This window comes from Bacillus fungorum (assembly GCF_002746455.1).
Classification (GTDB): Bacteria; Bacillota; Bacilli; order Bacillales; family Bacillaceae_G; genus Bacillus_A; species Bacillus_A fungorum.
On the sequence record NZ_NWUW01000004.1, the window covers coordinates 43,834 to 60,878 of the forward strand.

Consider the following 17,045-nt stretch of genomic DNA (forward strand, 5'->3'; position numbering starts at 1 on the left):
AGGCGTTTCAACATGAAGAGTTTGCTACGATTGTGACGACAAAAGAAGTGTTAAAATTATTTTAAGAAAATAATTGCGAATTATGTAGAAAAAAATAAGAATATTTCGTATAATCTAAGTACAATCATTTTGAAAATAGGGGTGGCATCATATGGGGCAAATTCCGGTAAAGAGAATAGAAGAAGTACTTGTTGTAGCAGGGGATGATAAACAAAAGCAAAAGGAATTTTATGAATTGCTCTTATCTACTGAGTTTTATGTTGCTGGCTCACTAGAAGCAGAGGACGGGGCAACAGAAGGAACACTGCGTTTGCGTCATTTCCAAGGAGAGGGTAGATGGATCGTTCCGTTCTTTACACAAATGGAATTTGTAAAAGACGTGTTGCCAGAAGGAACACCCCTTATTACGATACGCGGGAAAGAATTATTTAGTAGCATTGAGAAAGATGCTACAGCAGTATTAAATGTTGGAACTGATATAAGTAAAACATTTATTCCAGAAGAAATTGCAGATATCGCATCTGGACGGATTTTTAATTATTATAAATAAAAGGAAAAGCTGAATCGCTTTTCCTTTTTAATTTGAACACGGAGTGGCTAGGCCAGAAGAAATAGAGAGCGTTTTATTATTTGTACTTATTGTTGCTGTAGCTCCAAGAGGAATACCGATGTTTGGGCTTATATGTCCAATCGGTAAACCGAATAGGACAGGTATATCATATGGCGTGAAATATTCATATAGTATTGTTTGCAATGATTGAGATGGTTTAGAAGGAGTGCAGTCGTGACAACTTGTAAAAATAACACCACTACATTTAGTAAACGTTCCAGATAAAAGTAGCTGATTTAACATACGGTCAATGCGATATGGTTCTTCCCCAATGTCTTCAAGCAATAAAAGTTTATTGGCCGTATTTATCTCGTAGGGTGAGCCAATGATACTCGTTAACACCGCTAAATTGCCTCCAACTAACTGACCTGTAACTGTATGGAAAGAGCTAGGTACGATACATTCTGAAGCAGATAAGATGGTTGAATATGGGTGGAATAGTTGGTTGAAAGAAGATAAAGAAAGAGAATCTACACCTTTTCCTAACTCTTCAACCATTGGGCCATGAAAAGTAACGAGCTTTGCATAACGTGAAAAGGCAGTATGTAAAGCTGTAATATCGCTATATCCCCAAAAGATTTTTGGATTTTGCCGAATGATTTCATATTGAATATGAGGGAGGAGACGAGCACTTCCGTAACCACCTCGTGCGCAGAAAACGGCCTTTACTTCATGATTTGAAAATGCTTCATGTATATCATCGAGCCGGACTTGATCACTTCCAGCTAAATATCCATATTTCTCATAAACACTCTTTCCAATTACTACAGATAAATCCATTTCTTGTAGTACGTTTACACCTTTTAATACATTTTCAATTGTTGGTGGGCCGGACGGTGCGATAATCATTACTGTATCACCTTGTTGTAACGTATTTGGATATATCATTGTTTTCAGCCTCCTTCACTTTCAATATATTCGCTTCATAGGAAGTTCAACCCTTGTAAAAGAAGGGGAAAGTTTGTCAAATAAAGAAGATATAAGAGGAATAGGAGGAGAAATGATGTTTACAAGTCGAGTCATAGATCTATTACAAATTAAGTACCCCATCATTCAAGCAGGTATGGCAGGTGCGATTACGACGCCAGAACTTGTTGCAGCGGTGAGTAATAGCGGAGGATTAGGAACGCTTGGAGCAGGCTATATGAGCCCTGAACAAATTCGTGAAGCAATTTATAAAATAAGGGAACGAACGGATAAGCCTTTTGGTGTTAATTTACTGTTAATGAAAGAGATACAGATAGAAGAAGAGAAGGTAAACTTGGCAAAGGTATTACTTAGCGGAGTGAATAGAGAATTCGGTATAGAGGAAGAGGGGACGTTAAAGCTTCCAAATAGCTATAAAGAACAATTACAAGTGTTAGTAGAAGAAAACGTACCAGTCGTTAGCTTTGCATTTCAAACGTTAGAAAAAGAAGAAATAGATGACTTAAAAAGCAGAGGAATAAAAGTCATCGGAACAGCTACCCATGTAGCGGAAGCGAAAGCACTTGCTGAATTAGGAGTAGACATTATTGTCGGTCAAGGTAGCGAGGCAGGAGGGCATAGAGGAACGTTTATCGGGAAAGAACAGGACGCTATGATTGGGACGTTTGCATTAATTCCGCAGCTAGTAGCAGCAGTTCCGCATATCCCGATTGTTGCAGCAGGTGGTGTAATGAACGGGCAAGGGCTTGTTGCGGCATTGACGCTGGGGGCAGAAGCTGTTCAAATGGGATCAGCCTTTTTAGCGAGTGAAGAAAGTATTACGCATGATGTGTATAAAGAAGCAGTTTTACATAGTACAGATACGAGTACAACTGTGACCCGTGCGTTTTCCGGGAAATATGCACGGGGGATTCGTAATGAATTTATAGAGAGACATGAAGGGAAAGAAGAAGGGCTTCCGATGTATCCAGTGCAAAATGTATTAACCTCTAAAATACGCCAAGAAGCAGCAAAACAAAATAAAGGAGAATACATGTCGCTTTGGGCAGGGCAAGCATCATCATTAGCACGAATAGAATCAGCTCAGCATGTAGTGGAGCGAGTCATGAAAGAAGCAGAGGACGTAATCGAACAATTACAAAATATATATAAAAAGACCACTTGAATAATTCAAGTGGTCTTTTTATTAGTTTGCTTTATAAAACTGTTGGATGGCCTCATCAATATAAACCCAGCCTTTCCAACCTAAGTGCATATGATCTTTTAAGAAGTATTTATCATACTCATGATTTGAGAAGTCGGCAATTGGATAGCCAGCTTTCTCAATTTGCTCATGAACTTTCTTGTAGTACAATTCGCGGCGTTCTTTCGGGAAGCCAGCGTAATCATACCAAGGACCCTTTACAGGAACAGAAATGAAGAGTGGTTTTGCGCCAGATTGTTTTAATAAATCCAGTACAATTTGTAAATCTTCGTATTCTGGTGATTGATCATAAGCATCATTTTTTAAGTAGCCTTTACGTTGCTTTAACTTCTTCTTAATTTTGCTGTTGAAGTAATCATCTTCGATACCATATTCGTTAGATCCTGATTCTACCGCACCAGTTTGATCTGCATGTTTACGAGCCTCTTCCCAATTCATTTGTTTTAATGAAGGGTCAAGTTTTTCTTTATGCGGCTTAATATTAAACATTGCTGTAAATAAATCTTTACGATCTAAAATGTTACGATAAATATAAGCGAACGGTTTAGCAGCAAGTGCTTTTACTTTATGCTTTGTATCATCGTAAACGATACCTTCAAGCGAAATTTTAAGTAACGTTTCTTTCTTAACGATCTCAAAGTTTAATAAACGTTTTGCAATTTGCTTTTTCATTTCAGGTTTTACATCATCGTTGAAAATGAAGTGATAACCTTGTTGTTTTGAAAAGTTAGGTGCAAAGTGTGTTTCATCAATACCTTGTGGTACAAACCATTGCGGAGAAAGAACGAATACCATTTTCTTATCCTTCAATTGATCCATTGTAGATGCAAAGTTTAATACATGTACAAGGTCTTGTGTTCCCCCGCGTCCAAGTAGGAATGGTGTGAATCCTTCAGGCCTTACTTTGAAATAATTCGATGGATGGAAAGCATCCATACGTGCGAATTCCGATGAACCGTACATCGGAAGGTATTTCGAATCTGCTAACATCTTTTGCTGTAAAATCATACTTTGAATCTTTTCTTCTTTTAAAGAAGTGGCAGCTTGTTCTACTTTTTCATCACTTAAAAGTGGAAGTAGGAAGCGCGTTGGAATAAGTAAGAATACAGCAAAAAGGGCCAATGCTAAAAGCATCGGACCAAATTTTGCTTTGTTCATCGGATTTCTTCCAACTTCTTAATAACCATGTTTGGTGTAGCCCACTCGTCACGGTCAAAATCAGAAATAGAAACTTCAATATCTAAACGCTCTTGGAATTCAACTAATAAAGATACTACAGCGAAAGAATCAAGAATACCTTCTTCAAATAATTGAACATCTAAGTTTTCTTTCACAATATCGTTTTCACATACTTCTTCTAAAATATCTAATACTTGCTCTTTGAATTCTGCCATTTTTAAAATCTCCTTTATATCCGAAATATATTATATGTGCAACTTCTTAATGGTATAAGAAAGGTGCATTAAAAGTATCTGTTAAGGTGTCCAGAGAAAATTAGGAAGCCAAAACATACAACGTGGAACGTAATTACAATCGCAAGGACGTGTGTAAATTTATTGTTTGGCCAAAACTTATGCTTCTTGTTTTTTCGTTCGAAAATATCGAATAAAATAAACAGTGCGGCATGATATAGACCATAAATAACATACTGCGCAACAGCGCTTCCTTGGATGTGCCAAATGCCCATAATGAAGAAGTTTAAAAATGCCCCGATATACGAAATAGTGTAACGGTTCTTAATTAACTTTTTCTTCGTTGCAAAAAAGACGAAACGCATGTAAATAAAATCACGGAACCAGAATGATAAACTCATGTGCCAGCGGTTCCAGAAGTCTTTAATATTACGACTAAGGAATGGCTTATTAAAGTTTTCAGGAGTTTTAATTCCCATCATGTAACTGACACCAATTACGAATGCACTATAACCTGCAAAGTCAAAGAATAACTGCATGCTAGTAGCGTACATAAAAATCACATTAGATAAAAGTGTATCTTGATTGGCGAATACTGCCTTTACAAGATATGTTGTTATCAAATGCGCGATTATAAACTTATACAGAAAACCTTGGAAAATACGGTTAAGCCCTGTATATAGTAAATTTTGATATTCCTCAGCACTAGGCGGTTTTTGGATATCTTTTTGGAATCTACGATAACGATCGATAGGTCCACTTGAAATCGCAGGGAAGAATAAAACGAACTCCCAGAAATTAAAGAAGGAAAGTTCTTTAATTAAATTATCACGAACTTCAAAGACCATTTGTACAGCTCTAAATGTTACGTAAGACATACCTGCGAAAACAATAAAATGCAATTCAGGTACAAATGGTGCGATTTTTGCCAAAATAAGTGGCAAAATCGATAAAATAACAGCTATACAAAACATGAATGTACTATTATTTTGTTTTCTTAAAATTAAATAGCCTTTAATCAGGGCATATTGCCAAATAATAAATGCGGCTAACATAATCGCTTGCTTCGGTTTATCCGAGAAGATAATAGCAATCATGACTAATGTTAAAACGGCATTATATTTACGCAACATTTTACCTTTTAATCCAGCTATGATAGTAGGTATTAATAAAATGCCCACTATAGCGAAAAAATAAAATGATCCATATGCGGTCATGCTGTAACCTCACTCAATAATTTTTTGCGATCTACCTTTCCATTTGGTGTCATTGGAATAGAAGATTGATACATGAATTTACGTGGAATCATGTAGTTTGGTAATCGCTCATTGAGTTCTTTTTTGATTGCAGATGTTAATTTGAATTCTTTTTCAAATGAATGTTCTCCAGGAACAACAACCGCTAATAAATAATCGTATTTTTCACCTTTTTTAATTGGAACGATAACTGCTCCTTCTACGTAAGAACACGCACGAAGGTGATGCTCAATTTCTTCTAATTCCATTCGATAACCATGCAGCTTAATTTGGAAATCAAGACGACCATTATAGAATAGAAGACCATTCTCAACATAGCCAGCATCGCCTGTTTTATAGGCGCGCTTACCGTCAATCATAGTAAATGCTTTTTCTGTTAATTCAGGGCTTCCTAAATATCCAACGCTTACGCTTGGACCGACAATTACAATTTCACCTTTTTCACCATCAGGTGCAATCGTACCATCTTCTTTCATAATAAGAAGGCGGCAGTCTGATTTACAGTAGCCAACTGGAAGTGATTTGTATTGATCAAGCACTTCTTCTGTAACGTGAATACCTGTTACAGCGACAGTAGCTTCTGTTGGACCGTACGTATTCATAATGGTTGCTTTCGGGAATCGCTCAATTAATTTTCTAGCCACTTCATTTGGTAACACTTCACCGCAGAATAAGAATGTTTTCATGTTCGGTAGCATACTCTCAGAGAAAGATGCTTCCATTAAACACATCTCTGCGAAAGATGGCGTGGAAGTCCATACTTGTATATCCGATTGCTCTAAAGAAGCAAACAAGTCTTTTGGACGCGCAATCATATCTTTATCGATTGCCCAAAGTGTACCACCTGTTACTAATGATGGGTAAATATCCATGACAGATAAATCGAATGAGAAAGGTGCTTGGTTTAAGAATACTTGCCCTGTTTGTAAGTTGAAATCTTTTACAGCCCATTTCGTAAAGCTTACAAGGCAGTTATAAGTAATCTGAACCCCTTTCGGATTACCTGTGCTTCCTGATGTGTAAATAATGTAGAAGTTCTCATCACCTTTTACCGCATGTTCAGGATTTGGAGTTTTCCCTTTATGAGTAAAGAAAATATCTTTTAAGTTGTTTTCACTTACAATGCGAACTGGTAAATCAGTTACAGTTACTTCTGTTCCTGATAAAAGTAGTTTCGCACCAGAATTTTCAGCGATACGTTGTACACGATCAGCTGGGATAGATAAATCTACAGGAATATAAGCATGTCCAGCTTTTACACATCCCAAAAAGTTAATAATCATTTCAGGTTGCATATGGCCATACACCATAATTGGTGAACGATCATCTGGATACTCAGAAGAAATCCAATGTGCTAACGCATCAGAATCTTCCTTTAATTGTTTGTACGTAATTTTCGCATCTCGCCAAACAAAAGCGGTTTGATCAGGCGTTTCAATAGCCCACTTTTCAATTTGTTCTAATAACTTCATAACGTTCCCACCCTAAAATTCGTTGTAAATAAATGTACTTGTGTTTGTATCATGGAATCCATACAACCAAAGTAATGCAAATAAAATTGCAAGGTAATAAACCGTCTTTGCAACCCATTGTGTGAGTGGTCGAGACCATATCTCTTTTAATCTTTCCATGTCTTTCCCTCTCTTAATGAAATAATAGCTCTTTGTAGGTATCATGTCCTACATTATTGTGAAAAAAACAAAATTCCACATTTTAGGTAAAAATAAGACAAAAGGCTCTTTTCTGATAGTAGCACTAAATACTAAAAAAGAAAATCCCTAACTTAGCAATTATATTACATTCAGCATGAATTTGTAATGGGTTTGACATGTAAATAGAAAGTGGATTGTGTGAATACATAAAAGTGGACTATAAGAATACGTAAAAATATAGTATTTTTTTATTAATCATTCGAGACAGATTAAATCTTTAAATTTCTAGCTCTTTTGAAAAGGAGGAAATTATCATGAATAGAGTGTGGAAGAGTCTAATTTCGGAAGAAAATATTGTGAAATGGAGACGGCATTTTCATAAATATCCGGAATTATCATTTCATGAAAAAGAAACTTCGCAATTTATATATGATACATTATGCTCATTTTCTTCTTTTGAAGTAACGAGACCGACGAAGTATAGTGTACTAGCAATTAAAAGAGGAACGGAACAAGGGAAAGTGATTGCGATTCGAGCTGATATAGATGCTTTGCCAATTCAAGAGGAGACAAGTAAGTCTTATACGTCTGTGAATAAAGGAATGATGCATGCATGTGGGCACGATGCTCACGCAGCTATTTTGTTAAGTACAGCAGAGGTGCTATCAAATATAAAGGAAGATTTTGCAGGTGAGGTTCGTTTGTTCTTTCAACACGCAGAAGAGGTGTATCCTGGTGGCGGACAAGAAATGGTTGAGGCAGGTGTAATGGATGATGTTGATTATGTAATAGGTTTACATGTTATGTCTGGATTGGAGAGCGGGAAGATAGGAATTGTGTATGGGCCAATGATGGCGGCACCGGACGTATTTACAGTTGAAATTCAAGGTAAAGGAGGGCATGCGGCGAGACCAGAAGAAACGATAGATCCTATTGCTATCGGAGCACAGATTATTACAAATCTACAACATATCGTATCAAGAAATACCAGTGCTTTCATGCAAAGAGTCGTTTCAGTTACGCAGTTTCATGGAGGAATGGCTGATAATATTATTCCTAGTGCAGCAACTTTAATGGGAACTGTTCGTTCATTTAATCAAGCACTAAGGGTGGAAGCAGAAGAGAAAATTGAGAAAATCGTGAAAGGCATTACAAAAGCACATGGGGGGAAGTATACATATACGTATCGATATGGATATGATCCGGTTATTAATGATGAATATATTACGAAAGTAGTAGAAGAAAGTGCACTACATTTGTTTGGGAATGAGCGTATTGTGAAGCTGGAACCTTCTATGGGAGGAGAAGATTTTTCCGCATATTTAAGAAAAGCACCGGGGTGTTTCATTAAACTAGGAACTGGTAATGAAAAGATAGATACTTGCTATCCGCATCATCATCCAAAATTTGATGTAGACGAATCAGCTCTAATTTATGGAGTGGAATTATTTTTAGAGACAGCGATAAGACTACTAAAATCATAGAGGAATATAAAGTGAAACTATAATCAGTGGGGGGTGTTCATCCCCCACTGATTATTAGCTCGCACCAATCGGGCATTTACGGGCAGCCCGACTCCCACCTAACTTCTTTGCCCCAGCCTAATTTTGAGGTGGGAGTTTTACTGTCCGCAAATAGTGGGATAAAAAAAGGCAACTGCGCTCTATCGCAGTTGCTTTTATTTCTTTCCGTCAGAGAGGGCTGAGAAAGAACTATGCTCATTTATAGTATATGAATGGCTAACGGACAAGCTTGTACATTTTAATCATTTTTTTAAAAATAGTTGTTGACATTGATAATCAATGTCAATTAATCTAAATATAGTTAGTGTTGATAATTATTATCAATGAAATAGGTGCGACATGTTAATGAGAAAAAAATTTCACCTTCTGCGGAGGGGATTAAAAGATAAAAATAAAGATGTTGATCAGCATATGGAATGGCAACGAAATGTAATTCGTTCTGAATATGTAGATGAGAAGAAGAACATTCAAACAGAAAAAGAGATACAAAGTAAAGGGAGAGGTTCAGTTGAGTAAGTTAGTAATGATTTTTGCAAGTATGAGTGGAAATACAGAGGAAATGGCTGATCATATTGCCGGTGCAATTCGTGAAACAGAAAATGAAATTGAAGTTATTGATATTATGGATTCACCAGAAGCTTCTATATTAGAACAGTATGATGGAATTATTTTAGGTGCTTACACTTGGGGAGATGGTGATCTTCCTGATGATTTCTTAGATTTTTATGACGCAATGGATTCTGTTGATTTAACAGGGAAAAAAGCAGCAGTATTCGGATCATGTGATTCGGCTTATCCGAAATACGGCGTGGCGGTTGACATTTTAATAGAAAAGCTACAAGAACGCGGTGCAGCAGTTGTGTTAGAAGGACTAAAAGTAGAATTAACGCCAGAAGATGAAGATGTAGAAAAATGTTTACAGTTTGGAGCTGAATTTGTAAAACACCTTTCTTAATGGCAGAAGGGAGATGAAGAGCAAGTGTATGAAAAAATTGCAATCAAAACGATGACAGATTATCATTTGTATGATTTTATGCGTTGTCCGCATAAATTTTATTTTCGTCATATAAAAAGAAGAGAACCTTCTTCGTTTGAATGGCAACAAATCGCACAAATGATTGTGAATCGAATTATTAACGAATATTACACGCTACCTGCGGGCCAACAAACGAAAGTCATACTTTTAATATTAATAGAAAAGTATTGGAAAAAAGTAAGGATCAATATGTTTGCTTCGAAGACGGAGTATTATATTGTGTTAGCGAAGCTAACGGATCACTTATTACAGTTTGTTGAAAGAGATGATAGCCAGACACCGCCGTTATTTTTGTATGAAAAATTTCAAACATATATGGAAGAGCTAGGTGTCCACATGTCATTGACATTAGAGGTTGGTGAGTGGAGTACTGAGTCGTTTGTAATTAAAAAGTATGTTGTCGATGCGGATGAGGAAATGCTTGTTCTTTGTCAAAAGTTAATGACAGTATTCAGTTATAAAGCTTTCGGCATTCTTCCAGGAAAAATTGAAGTTATTAATTTAATAGAAGGAACTAAGTATGAGTACATTCCGAAACAGGAAGATATTATAACTGGAATGGCTGATTTATCTAGAATGAAAGAAATGTTACAGCAACCCGAGCATTATACAGAGCGTCATTTTCGTTCTGAGTGTATAAGTTGTGCATTTCGTAGTGAATGCCAAGGGGAAGAAGTAAAAAAAGAAGCGAAGCAGAAGAAAAATATCGTACATTAAAGGATGCAATTTTGCATCCTTTTTTATTATTGACATGAAAAGCTTTTCATCATTTACCGTATATTTGTAGCAGATTAATAAAGGGAGGAATAATCAATGAAAGATGAAAGGAAAGTATTTCAATGGTTAAAAGAACAGAATGCTCCTTTTGGGATTCAACTGCAAATTTTACAAGCATTTCAACTGTATAAAGTCATTGTTGAAATGGATAAAAAGTTAATGATGTATGAGGAGAGAGAGTATAGGGAGAGAATGTAATCTCATCCCTGTAATATTGCTTTCAGTTGTTTTGTACCCGCTAGGAATTCAAGTTCATTCTTTGTTTCAAAGTTATAAATTATATTATGTAGTAAAGGACTGTATTGATAAAAGGTAGTGATGCGGTGAATGAGTAATGGATCATGGTGTGAAATAAGCGTACTGTATTGTTCATATACTGATGTAGTAAATTCACGTCCGAAATCATAATATAGCCCTGCAAAATCAAAAGCAGGATCGCCAATTTGAGCATCACCAAAATCGATAATACCTGAAATGTTTTTGTTCTGCTTATTAAATAAAATGTGATGATGTGTAAAATCAGCGTGAATAATTGTATTTTGAAAAGTGGATGTATCGATACATGTAAAGAAATTTTCGAATAAACGATTTAAAGATAATTTCTGGAACGAAGTAAGACTGTTAGTAACATACTGATTTAACTTAGTTTGTAGCTCTTTCCAGTAGGTAAGTGTTTTTTCTATAGGGAATCCTAAAGCTTTCACACGTGTTAAAGGAATACTATGTAGAGCCGCAAGGAAAGAAGCTAATTGTGTAATAAGTGATTGCAGCTCTTGTTTTTCTAGTGTAGTAACTATTTTTATTTTTAACGGTTCACCATGAATGAGAGTATAGTAACTACAAAGCGGAATAGTATCAGTCTCCTTTTTATAGAGTAGGTGATACTTTGGAACTTCAATTTCATGTAGTGAATAAGAGAGAAGTGCGCATAATTCTTTTTCTAACGGAATTCGCATTGCATATTCCTGTTTGCGCGGGAAACGAAACAGTAGCTCATCATTTACTATAACCGCTACATTATCCCATCCTTCTTCATTTTGTTTATATGAATGTATAGAAAGATTAGGTAGAGCTTCTTTTATATATTGTTTGTAAGAGTCCATAATTGTTCCTCGTTTCTAAGTTAAGTTATTCTACTTTATGATATCAGAATTTTCTTTCTACATGTTAAAATATAACTATCATGATGAAGAAGGGCGGGAGTATTACGAAGAAAAGATTATTAATTATTTTTCTATGTATCGCTTTTGGATTGTTTTGGTCATATAAAGAAGAAGTTTTTGCTAGCTTTAAACCGATTGATCAGTACGAATTAAATAAGGAATTAAAGAACAAAAGTATAGAAACTTTAACTCATAATGAAATGAAAAAGGTAGGAGAACATTTTGTGACAGAGCAATTATCAGCGTTTGGGTTTCATAATAAAGAAGATGTGAAACGAAAAGGTGAAGAAATATTTTTAAATAGAGGGTATGAACAATTAATGGAAAATTATTATCCAAATCGTTTTCGGGATTTAGAGTATAAATTTACAAACGAGGAGATACGTGAATTGACGGATGAAAGTTTTCTCTATCAAACTGTAGCGTACGTTGCGGGCACTGAAAATGGTAAGAGAAGCGAAATGAAATTGATTTATGAAATCAAAATTGTAAAGGTTAATCATATATTTAAGGTGTTAGAACAAAAACAGTATGTACAATAAAGTGAAACATGGATTAGTGTCACAAATAGCGGATAAAAAAACCCCCCAGTTCTTTGGGGGAGTCTAAAGGTTTTCATTTTGTTGACCAAGTTCTTTTTGAGCAATATATAAATTTCCTTGCTCGACTTGTTTCTGAGTAAGAACAGAATCACCTGCATACCCTTTTTCTGTTTTCACAGTTCTTTTTGAACGATTGGAATTTTGTTTCTTCATATAATAAATCACCTTCCATCAAAAATAAACGAAAATGATAAGCACAAGTAATACAGCAGCGAAAATGGTAATACCCATTAAAAACGAAGTATTTTTATATTTAGGTGGCTTATGTACATCTTGCCGATATCCAGGTGAAATTTCAGGGGCGAATTCTTCATTGAATGATTGCTTTTTTTCTTTTTCTTCCATATGTATCCACCTTTCTTTTTCATTATGTTATACGTTATAAGCAAAAATATGCATAAAGAAAACAGCCGCTGTATCGTTAGCGGCTGTTTTGTATTGTATATTTTCGTTGTACTTGAAAGAGACGGACAAGAAGGAAAATAGCGCCAAATGCTAGACCAATAATAAGACCAATCCAGTATCCTTTTGCTGCCCAGTCAGTATACGTTGCTAATATGTAACCGAGAGGGAGACCTATTACCCAATAAGCGATTAATGTCATAATTAAGGAAACATTTACGTCTTTATAACCACGTAGTGCCCCTTGTACAGGAGTTGCAATTGCATCTGAAATTTGAAATAAAATCGCAAATATAAGAAATTCTTTTGCTAAATGATGAACTTGTATATCTGTCGTATAAATAGAAGCAATTTCATCATCAAAGAAGTAAAGAAGAATTGAATACAATAGGGCGAATGCAAGTGCTAAGCCAATCCCGATAAATCCATATTGTTTTGCGTTAGTATATCGTTTTGCTCCAATTTCGAATCCAACAGCGATGGTCATCGCCATTGCTAAACTTAAAGGAGTCATATATAGCAAGGAAGCGAAGTTCATAGCTGCTTGATGAGCTGCGATTGTTGTCGTACTAAAATTACTCATCATAAGTGTTACCGCAGCGAAGATACTCGTTTCAAAGAAGATAGCAAATCCGATAGGGACGCCAAGTTTTAAGAATTCTTTCCAACTCGAAAGGGAAGGGCGATATAATTGTTTAAAGATATTGAAAGATGCAAAAGGCTCTTTCGTAAGAATAATAACGGTAATAATTAAAATGCACCAATAGGTTGCTGCAGAAGCGATTGCTGCTCCGACACCACCAAGTTTTGGAAAACCGAAATGACCGAAAATTAATACATAATTTAATACTACGTTAATTGGTAATGATAGTAACGTAATGATCATCGTTGTGCGAGTTTTTCCTAATGCATCAATAAATCCGCGTAAAACAGTGTAAGTAAATAAAGGGATAATTCCAATTGCGATAATACTTAAAAATTGTGCCGCAATACGTTCTACAGGTTCTTCTAATCGCATGCCGTTTAAAATAGGTGAAACAGCGAAGAATCCAATAAGGATAACAATAAAACTAGCACAAATTGCTAAGTAAACTGCTTGTATGACAACGTGAGGAACATCCTCTTTTTTCTTGGATCCAACGAGTTGTGCAACAATTGGAGTAGTGGCCATCAAAATTCCTGTTAATCCCGTACTAACTGGAATCCATATACTCGTTCCAATAGCGACACCTGCTAAATCAATAGGGCTTGCATGCCCTGACATTGTCGTATCAAAAAAGCTCATCGCAAATAATGACATTTGCGTTACAAAAATCGGGAAAAATAGTAATACAAATTGCTTTAATTTTTGTGAGAATGTACTGGTTTCTTTCATAAAATCTCCTTTCTATGTAAAAAAGAAAACTCTTACTATCATACAATTTAATCAAAAAATAGAAAAGGAATACGCTTATTAAAACTATGTTTGACTATAAAAAAGGATGCACTTTGAAAAGGGATAAGGTATTATGATAAGGTATGAAAAAATTACATATTATTTGTTATTAAGGAGGCACTACTTGTGGCTGATTGGTTAATTGGTTTAATCATGGGTGCTGTTGAAGGTTTAACAGAGTTTTTACCAGTATCATCAACAGGACATATGATTTTAACAGGACATTTAATTGGATTTGACGACGAGAGAGCGAAAGTTTTCGAAGTTGTTATCCAATTGGGGTCGATTTTAGCAGTTGTTGTTATATTTTGGAAGCGTCTATGGTCGCTAGTTGGAATAGGAAAAGTAACAGACGGACCATCGTTAAATTTATTACATATTATTATCGGGATGATTCCTGCCGGGATACTTGGCGTATTATTCCATAGCACTATTAAAGAGGTTTTATTTGGTCCAGGACCAGTTGTTATTAGCTTAGTAGCTGGTGGTATTTTAATGATTGTTGCTGAGAAGTTTTCAAAACCAAGTACAGCAAGAACATTAGATGAAATCACATATAAGCAAGCATTTACAATCGGAATGTTCCAATGTTTAGCGCTTTGGCCAGGATTTTCTCGTTCTGGTTCTACAATAAGTGGTGGTTTATTAGCCCGCGTGTCACATACAGCGGCAGCTGAATATACATTCATTTTAGCGGTACCAATGATGGTAGCTGCAAGCGGATTAGATTTAATTAAAAGCTGGGATGTATTAAGCTCGGCAGATGTAACGCTATTTGTAACAGGATTTGTAACTGCATTCGTTGTTGCGATGCTTGCAATTGTTTCATTCTTAAAATTATTATCTCGTGTAAAACTAACACCGTTCGCTTACTATCGTTTCATTTTAGCTGCGGTATTCTATTTCTTCATTATGTAATAAAAAACTGCCGAGTTCGGCAGTTTTTTATTTTACTACTTTTTCCATCATGCTTTCCATTACATGTTCCCAAAGAGAAGTATCGTCAGCTAATGTAGCAAGGAAATTAGCATACATTTCTTTTTGTTTCTCTTCGAATGTTGGATCCTCTTTTTCAGGTAACGTAGCGCGCATGGAAGTTACTAATTCTTGTACTTTTGGAGCGCGTGGTCCCCAAACGGCTTGTTCATTTCCGTCTTTATCAATGAAAATAAAGATTGGAATCGCACGTGCTGTTCCATTTGTTAAATATTGATCCATTAATTCTAAGTTTTCATCGCGAATTAATAATGACATATCAATATTTGCAACTTCAGAAATTCGCTTCATAACAGGTACGCATAAAAGAGCATCACCACACCAATCAGCTGTTAATACAATAACACGCCAGCCATCATTTTGGCGTTCTTCTAATACAGGAAGTAATTCATTTGGAATTAAAAAGTTATTGTAAATATGTAGTAGCTCGTATTGATTTACTTTCATTTCATTCACATATGTATCAAAGGACATACCTTTATCAGCCCATTGTTGTAAGTTCATAAGTAACACCTCTTTAGTATGATTTGTTTTCATTGTACCAATTTTTATATAGAAAAGCTTGTATTCTTACTCTTTCTTGTCGCTTAATAATTTACTTAATAGGAAAAGGAATAGTACGAAACATAATTCAGCTATGTTGGACATTTGTACGCTCTCTATCCAATCATCAGCGGTATGAATGACGAACCAATCTAGTGTAATTTCAATAAATGAGAAAAGAGTAATAGAAAGCCAATTTGACATGTTTTGTGTTAGTGGATATAGCAGTGCCTTGAAGAAACTGAAGATAAAAAATGTAATACCGTCTAAGAAAGTAATTAATAAAAAAAATAGAAGTAAGGCAGTGCGCGACCTATACTCTACACCAGTAATATGAAAGATTCCTACATATACAAAAAATATAAATGCAAAAATTATAATGAGAAACAGAATAACAAAACCAATAATCAAAGTTTTATCTTTTAGATTGAAATTAGAAAATTTGTCTTCTTCACTCACTATTCCAACTCCTTTTTTTGGAAACTCAACTTCATTTTATCATGAAATGTCTATTAAAAAACTACGAATTATGGGAAAATAAGGTGACAAAAAGTAAGATTTCATGTAAAATTATTAATAAGGTTTTTATTTAACCAAATGAAATAAAAGGAGCTGTCAAAGTTGTCTCAAAATCGAGAGCAATTAATGGAAGAACTATCGACAAATGTGTTTGCTATGTTCCGCACGCTGCGTAATGATATTGGAAAAATATTTGGTGGTTACATACCGTGGAATGAATTCATCGTCCTGAGAATATTAAATCGTACGAATAAAGAAATGGTATCACGTGTAGCCAATGAGTTAAATGTGTCGAATAGTCATATTACAGCTGTTACAGAAAAATTAATTAATAAAGGCTTTGTAACTCGTTCACGTTCCACTTCAGATCGCCGAGTTGTATATTTGGAGATTACAGAACAAGGAAAAGATTTAGTTGCGAAAATGGAAGGTGCGAAAAAACAATATTTACAAGAAAGATTCTCTGCGCTTTCAGAAGATGAAATGAATATAATGATATCTATTTCTAAAAAACTTATTTAAGTCATTACAAGTAAGAAAACGCTTACGTAGTGAAAGAGAAGACTTTTCTTATATGAGGAAGGTCTTCTTTTATATGTAAAAGATTATAAAAAAGAAAATATGTAACATACTACTAGTAAAGGAAGGGGGAGGAATATGACAAATCGAAATGGTAGTAAAGGGAGCGGAAATCAAGGCTCACCGAAATTAGGTCAATTTCAGCAAGAGTTTAGCACTGAATTTGAGACTGGTAATGATAACAAAGGAAAAGAATATCGTTCGAAAAAAGGAAGTAAATCAAAAAAGGAGTGATAATTTTTAAATTTAGGTCATAGATGTTAAACTTAATAAAATCAAAGGCAGGAACATATTTGATATATATATAATGTTCCTGCCTATTTTATTATGTGGAGTTCCACTACATCCATCAACTTAAGAATTTTTTAACACCCATAAAACAAATTCTGATCATTTATAAAAAAAATTG

23 protein-coding genes are annotated in these 17,045 nt (G+C 35.2%); 11 read left to right on the forward strand and 12 right to left on the reverse strand.

Annotation, left to right across the window (positions count from 1 at the left end):
- Positions 1-151 precede the first annotated feature (151 nt).
- A complete protein-coding gene (locus CO726_RS06805) occupies positions 152-550 on the forward strand; it encodes an SseB family protein (RefSeq protein ID WP_099683761.1) in 399 nt (132 codons plus the stop codon).
- Positions 551-577: 27 nt separating this feature from the next.
- On the opposite strand, the gene CO726_RS06810 is transcribed toward CO726_RS06805, so the two are convergent.
- A complete protein-coding gene (locus CO726_RS06810; RefSeq protein WP_099683762.1) occupies positions 578-1,498 on the reverse strand; it encodes a S66 peptidase family protein in 921 nt (306 codons plus the stop codon).
- Between the two features lie 73 nt (positions 1,499-1,571).
- Between CO726_RS06810 and CO726_RS06815 the strand changes: the two genes are divergently transcribed.
- Positions 1,572-2,702 (forward strand): NAD(P)H-dependent flavin oxidoreductase, encoded by a 1,131-nt coding sequence (locus CO726_RS06815; RefSeq protein ID WP_425427765.1) that lies wholly within the window; start codon positions 1,572-1,574, stop codon positions 2,700-2,702.
- 21 nt (positions 2,703-2,723) lie between these two features.
- Here the strand turns inward: CO726_RS06815 and dltD are convergent, their stop codons facing one another.
- From dltD to CO726_RS06840, 5 genes are all read right to left on the reverse strand, one after another.
- Positions 2,724-3,899, reverse strand: a complete 1,176-nt coding sequence (dltD, locus tag CO726_RS06820; RefSeq protein ID WP_099683764.1) for a D-alanyl-lipoteichoic acid biosynthesis protein DltD — start codon at positions 3,897-3,899, stop codon at positions 2,724-2,726.
- Positions 3,896-4,135: a D-alanine--poly(phosphoribitol) ligase subunit DltC gene (gene dltC, locus CO726_RS06825; protein WP_000807310.1), complete on the reverse strand. Its 240-nt coding sequence runs from the start codon at positions 4,133-4,135 to the stop codon at positions 3,896-3,898. Before dltC ends, dltD begins: the two co-directional genes overlap by 4 nt.
- A 68-nt stretch (positions 4,136-4,203) precedes the next feature.
- The gene (gene dltB / locus CO726_RS06830) at positions 4,204-5,370 is read right to left on the reverse strand and encodes a D-alanyl-lipoteichoic acid biosynthesis protein DltB (RefSeq protein ID WP_098758831.1); all 1,167 of its coding nucleotides are present in this window, start codon (positions 5,368-5,370) and stop codon (positions 4,204-4,206) included.
- Positions 5,367-6,881: a D-alanine--poly(phosphoribitol) ligase subunit DltA gene (gene dltA, locus CO726_RS06835; protein ID WP_099683765.1), complete on the reverse strand. Its 1,515-nt coding sequence runs from the start codon at positions 6,879-6,881 to the stop codon at positions 5,367-5,369. Before dltA ends, dltB begins: the two co-directional genes overlap by 4 nt.
- Positions 6,882-6,893: 12 nt before the next feature.
- Positions 6,894-7,040, reverse strand: coding sequence for a teichoic acid D-Ala incorporation-associated protein DltX (locus CO726_RS06840; RefSeq protein ID WP_000440293.1), 147 nt, complete (start codon positions 7,038-7,040; stop codon positions 6,894-6,896).
- Positions 7,041-7,375: 335 nt separating this feature from the next.
- On the opposite strand from CO726_RS06840, the gene amaA reads away from it, so the two are divergent.
- The 5 genes from amaA to CO726_RS31705 all read left to right on the forward strand — a co-directional run bounded on the left by amaA (position 7,376) and on the right by CO726_RS31705 (position 10,595).
- A complete protein-coding gene (gene amaA, locus CO726_RS06845; protein ID WP_099683766.1) occupies positions 7,376-8,545 on the forward strand; it encodes an N-acyl-aliphatic-L-amino acid amidohydrolase in 1,170 nt (389 codons plus the stop codon).
- A 384-nt stretch (positions 8,546-8,929) separates the two neighbouring features.
- Positions 8,930-9,100 carry a hypothetical protein gene (locus CO726_RS31700; protein ID WP_169513020.1) on the forward strand — a complete coding sequence of 57 codons (171 nt, stop codon included), beginning with the start codon at positions 8,930-8,932 and terminating at the stop codon, positions 9,098-9,100.
- On the forward strand, positions 9,093-9,539 hold the full coding sequence (locus CO726_RS06855; RefSeq protein WP_099683767.1) for a flavodoxin: 447 nt from the start codon (positions 9,093-9,095) through the stop codon (positions 9,537-9,539). The genes CO726_RS31700 and CO726_RS06855 overlap by 8 nt, the downstream gene beginning before the upstream one ends.
- 24 nt (positions 9,540-9,563) lie before the next feature.
- Positions 9,564-10,337, forward strand: coding sequence for a hypothetical protein (locus CO726_RS06860; protein ID WP_099683768.1), 774 nt, complete (start codon positions 9,564-9,566; stop codon positions 10,335-10,337).
- Between the two features lie 96 nt (positions 10,338-10,433).
- Positions 10,434-10,595 (forward strand): hypothetical protein, encoded by a 162-nt coding sequence (locus tag CO726_RS31705; protein WP_099683769.1) that lies wholly within the window; start codon positions 10,434-10,436, stop codon positions 10,593-10,595.
- Positions 10,596-10,597: 2 nt separating this feature from the next.
- Here CO726_RS31705 and CO726_RS06870 read toward each other — a convergent pair whose 3' ends face one another.
- Positions 10,598-11,500: an aminoglycoside phosphotransferase family protein gene (locus tag CO726_RS06870; protein ID WP_099683770.1), complete on the reverse strand. Its 903-nt coding sequence runs from the start codon at positions 11,498-11,500 to the stop codon at positions 10,598-10,600.
- An 83-nt stretch (positions 11,501-11,583) separates the two neighbouring features.
- Between CO726_RS06870 and CO726_RS06875 the strand changes: the two genes are divergently transcribed.
- On the forward strand, positions 11,584-12,102 hold the full coding sequence (locus CO726_RS06875) for a biotin transporter BioY (RefSeq protein WP_099683971.1): 519 nt from the start codon (positions 11,584-11,586) through the stop codon (positions 12,100-12,102).
- 63 nt (positions 12,103-12,165) lie between these two features.
- On the opposite strand, the gene CO726_RS31710 is transcribed toward CO726_RS06875, so the two are convergent.
- From CO726_RS31710 to CO726_RS06895, 3 genes are all read right to left on the reverse strand, one after another.
- On the reverse strand, positions 12,166-12,315 hold the full coding sequence (locus CO726_RS31710; protein ID WP_000744621.1) for a hypothetical protein: 150 nt from the start codon (positions 12,313-12,315) through the stop codon (positions 12,166-12,168).
- An 18-nt stretch (positions 12,316-12,333) separates the two neighbouring features.
- On the reverse strand, positions 12,334-12,507 hold the full coding sequence (locus tag CO726_RS06885) for a 2-isopropylmalate synthase (protein WP_098758840.1): 174 nt from the start codon (positions 12,505-12,507) through the stop codon (positions 12,334-12,336).
- A 76-nt stretch (positions 12,508-12,583) separates the two neighbouring features.
- On the reverse strand, positions 12,584-13,939 hold the full coding sequence (locus CO726_RS06895; RefSeq protein WP_099683772.1) for an MATE family efflux transporter: 1,356 nt from the start codon (positions 13,937-13,939) through the stop codon (positions 12,584-12,586).
- Between the two features lie 186 nt (positions 13,940-14,125).
- Here CO726_RS06895 and uppP point away from each other — a divergent pair, with 186 nt between their 5' ends.
- A complete protein-coding gene (gene uppP / locus CO726_RS06900; protein ID WP_099683773.1) occupies positions 14,126-14,917 on the forward strand; it encodes a bacitracin resistance undecaprenyl-diphosphatase in 792 nt (263 codons plus the stop codon).
- Positions 14,918-14,944: 27 nt separating this feature from the next.
- Here uppP and CO726_RS06905 read toward each other — a convergent pair whose 3' ends face one another.
- Entirely contained in the window at positions 14,945-15,532 is a 588-nt protein-coding gene (locus CO726_RS06905) for a thioredoxin family protein (protein ID WP_136699440.1), read from the reverse strand.
- 33 nt (positions 15,533-15,565) lie between these two features.
- A complete protein-coding gene (locus CO726_RS06910; protein ID WP_099683775.1) occupies positions 15,566-15,997 on the reverse strand; it encodes a YrvL family regulatory protein in 432 nt (143 codons plus the stop codon).
- 162 nt (positions 15,998-16,159) lie between these two features.
- Here CO726_RS06910 and CO726_RS06915 point away from each other — a divergent pair, with 162 nt between their 5' ends.
- The gene (locus tag CO726_RS06915) at positions 16,160-16,579 is read left to right on the forward strand and encodes a MarR family winged helix-turn-helix transcriptional regulator (RefSeq protein WP_136699442.1); all 420 of its coding nucleotides are present in this window, start codon (positions 16,160-16,162) and stop codon (positions 16,577-16,579) included.
- A 135-nt stretch (positions 16,580-16,714) separates the two neighbouring features.
- The gene (locus tag CO726_RS06920) at positions 16,715-16,870 is read left to right on the forward strand and encodes an imidazoleglycerol-phosphate dehydratase (protein WP_099683776.1); all 156 of its coding nucleotides are present in this window, start codon (positions 16,715-16,717) and stop codon (positions 16,868-16,870) included.
- Positions 16,871-17,045 lie beyond the last annotated feature (175 nt).

Excerpts from the sequence above, each read along its gene's own strand:
- CO726_RS06805 (WP_099683761.1), top strand. The coding sequence starts at position 152 with ATGGGGCAAATTCCGGTAAAGAGAATAGAAGAAGTACTTGTTGTAGCA.
- CO726_RS06810 (WP_099683762.1), bottom strand. The coding sequence starts at position 1,498 with ATGATATATCCAAATACGTTACAACAAGGTGATACAGTAATGATTATC.
- dltD (WP_099683764.1), bottom strand. The coding sequence starts at position 3,899 with ATGAACAAAGCAAAATTTGGTCCGATGCTTTTAGCATTGGCCCTTTTT.
- dltC (WP_000807310.1), bottom strand. The coding sequence starts at position 4,135 with ATGGCAGAATTCAAAGAGCAAGTATTAGATATTTTAGAAGAAGTATGT.
- dltB (WP_098758831.1), bottom strand. The coding sequence starts at position 5,370 with ATGACCGCATATGGATCATTTTATTTTTTCGCTATAGTGGGCATTTTA.
- dltA (WP_099683765.1), bottom strand. The coding sequence starts at position 6,881 with ATGAAGTTATTAGAACAAATTGAAAAGTGGGCTATTGAAACGCCTGAT.
- CO726_RS06840 (WP_000440293.1), bottom strand. The coding sequence starts at position 7,040 with ATGGAAAGATTAAAAGAGATATGGTCTCGACCACTCACACAATGGGTT.
- amaA (WP_099683766.1), top strand. The coding sequence starts at position 7,376 with ATGAATAGAGTGTGGAAGAGTCTAATTTCGGAAGAAAATATTGTGAAA.
- CO726_RS31700 (WP_169513020.1), top strand. The coding sequence starts at position 8,930 with ATGAGAAAAAAATTTCACCTTCTGCGGAGGGGATTAAAAGATAAAAAT.
- CO726_RS31705 (WP_099683769.1), top strand. The coding sequence starts at position 10,434 with ATGAAAGATGAAAGGAAAGTATTTCAATGGTTAAAAGAACAGAATGCT.
- CO726_RS06870 (WP_099683770.1), bottom strand. The coding sequence starts at position 11,500 with ATGGACTCTTACAAACAATATATAAAAGAAGCTCTACCTAATCTTTCT.
- CO726_RS06875 (WP_099683971.1), top strand. The coding sequence starts at position 11,584 with ATGAAGAAGGGCGGGAGTATTACGAAGAAAAGATTATTAATTATTTTT.
- CO726_RS31710 (WP_000744621.1), bottom strand. The coding sequence starts at position 12,315 with ATGAAGAAACAAAATTCCAATCGTTCAAAAAGAACTGTGAAAACAGAA.
- CO726_RS06885 (WP_098758840.1), bottom strand. The coding sequence starts at position 12,507 with ATGGAAGAAAAAGAAAAAAAGCAATCATTCAATGAAGAATTCGCCCCT.
- CO726_RS06895 (WP_099683772.1), bottom strand. The coding sequence starts at position 13,939 with ATGAAAGAAACCAGTACATTCTCACAAAAATTAAAGCAATTTGTATTA.
- CO726_RS06905 (WP_136699440.1), bottom strand. The coding sequence starts at position 15,532 with ATGAAAACAAATCATACTAAAGAGGTGTTACTTATGAACTTACAACAA.
- CO726_RS06920 (WP_099683776.1), top strand. The coding sequence starts at position 16,715 with ATGACAAATCGAAATGGTAGTAAAGGGAGCGGAAATCAAGGCTCACCG.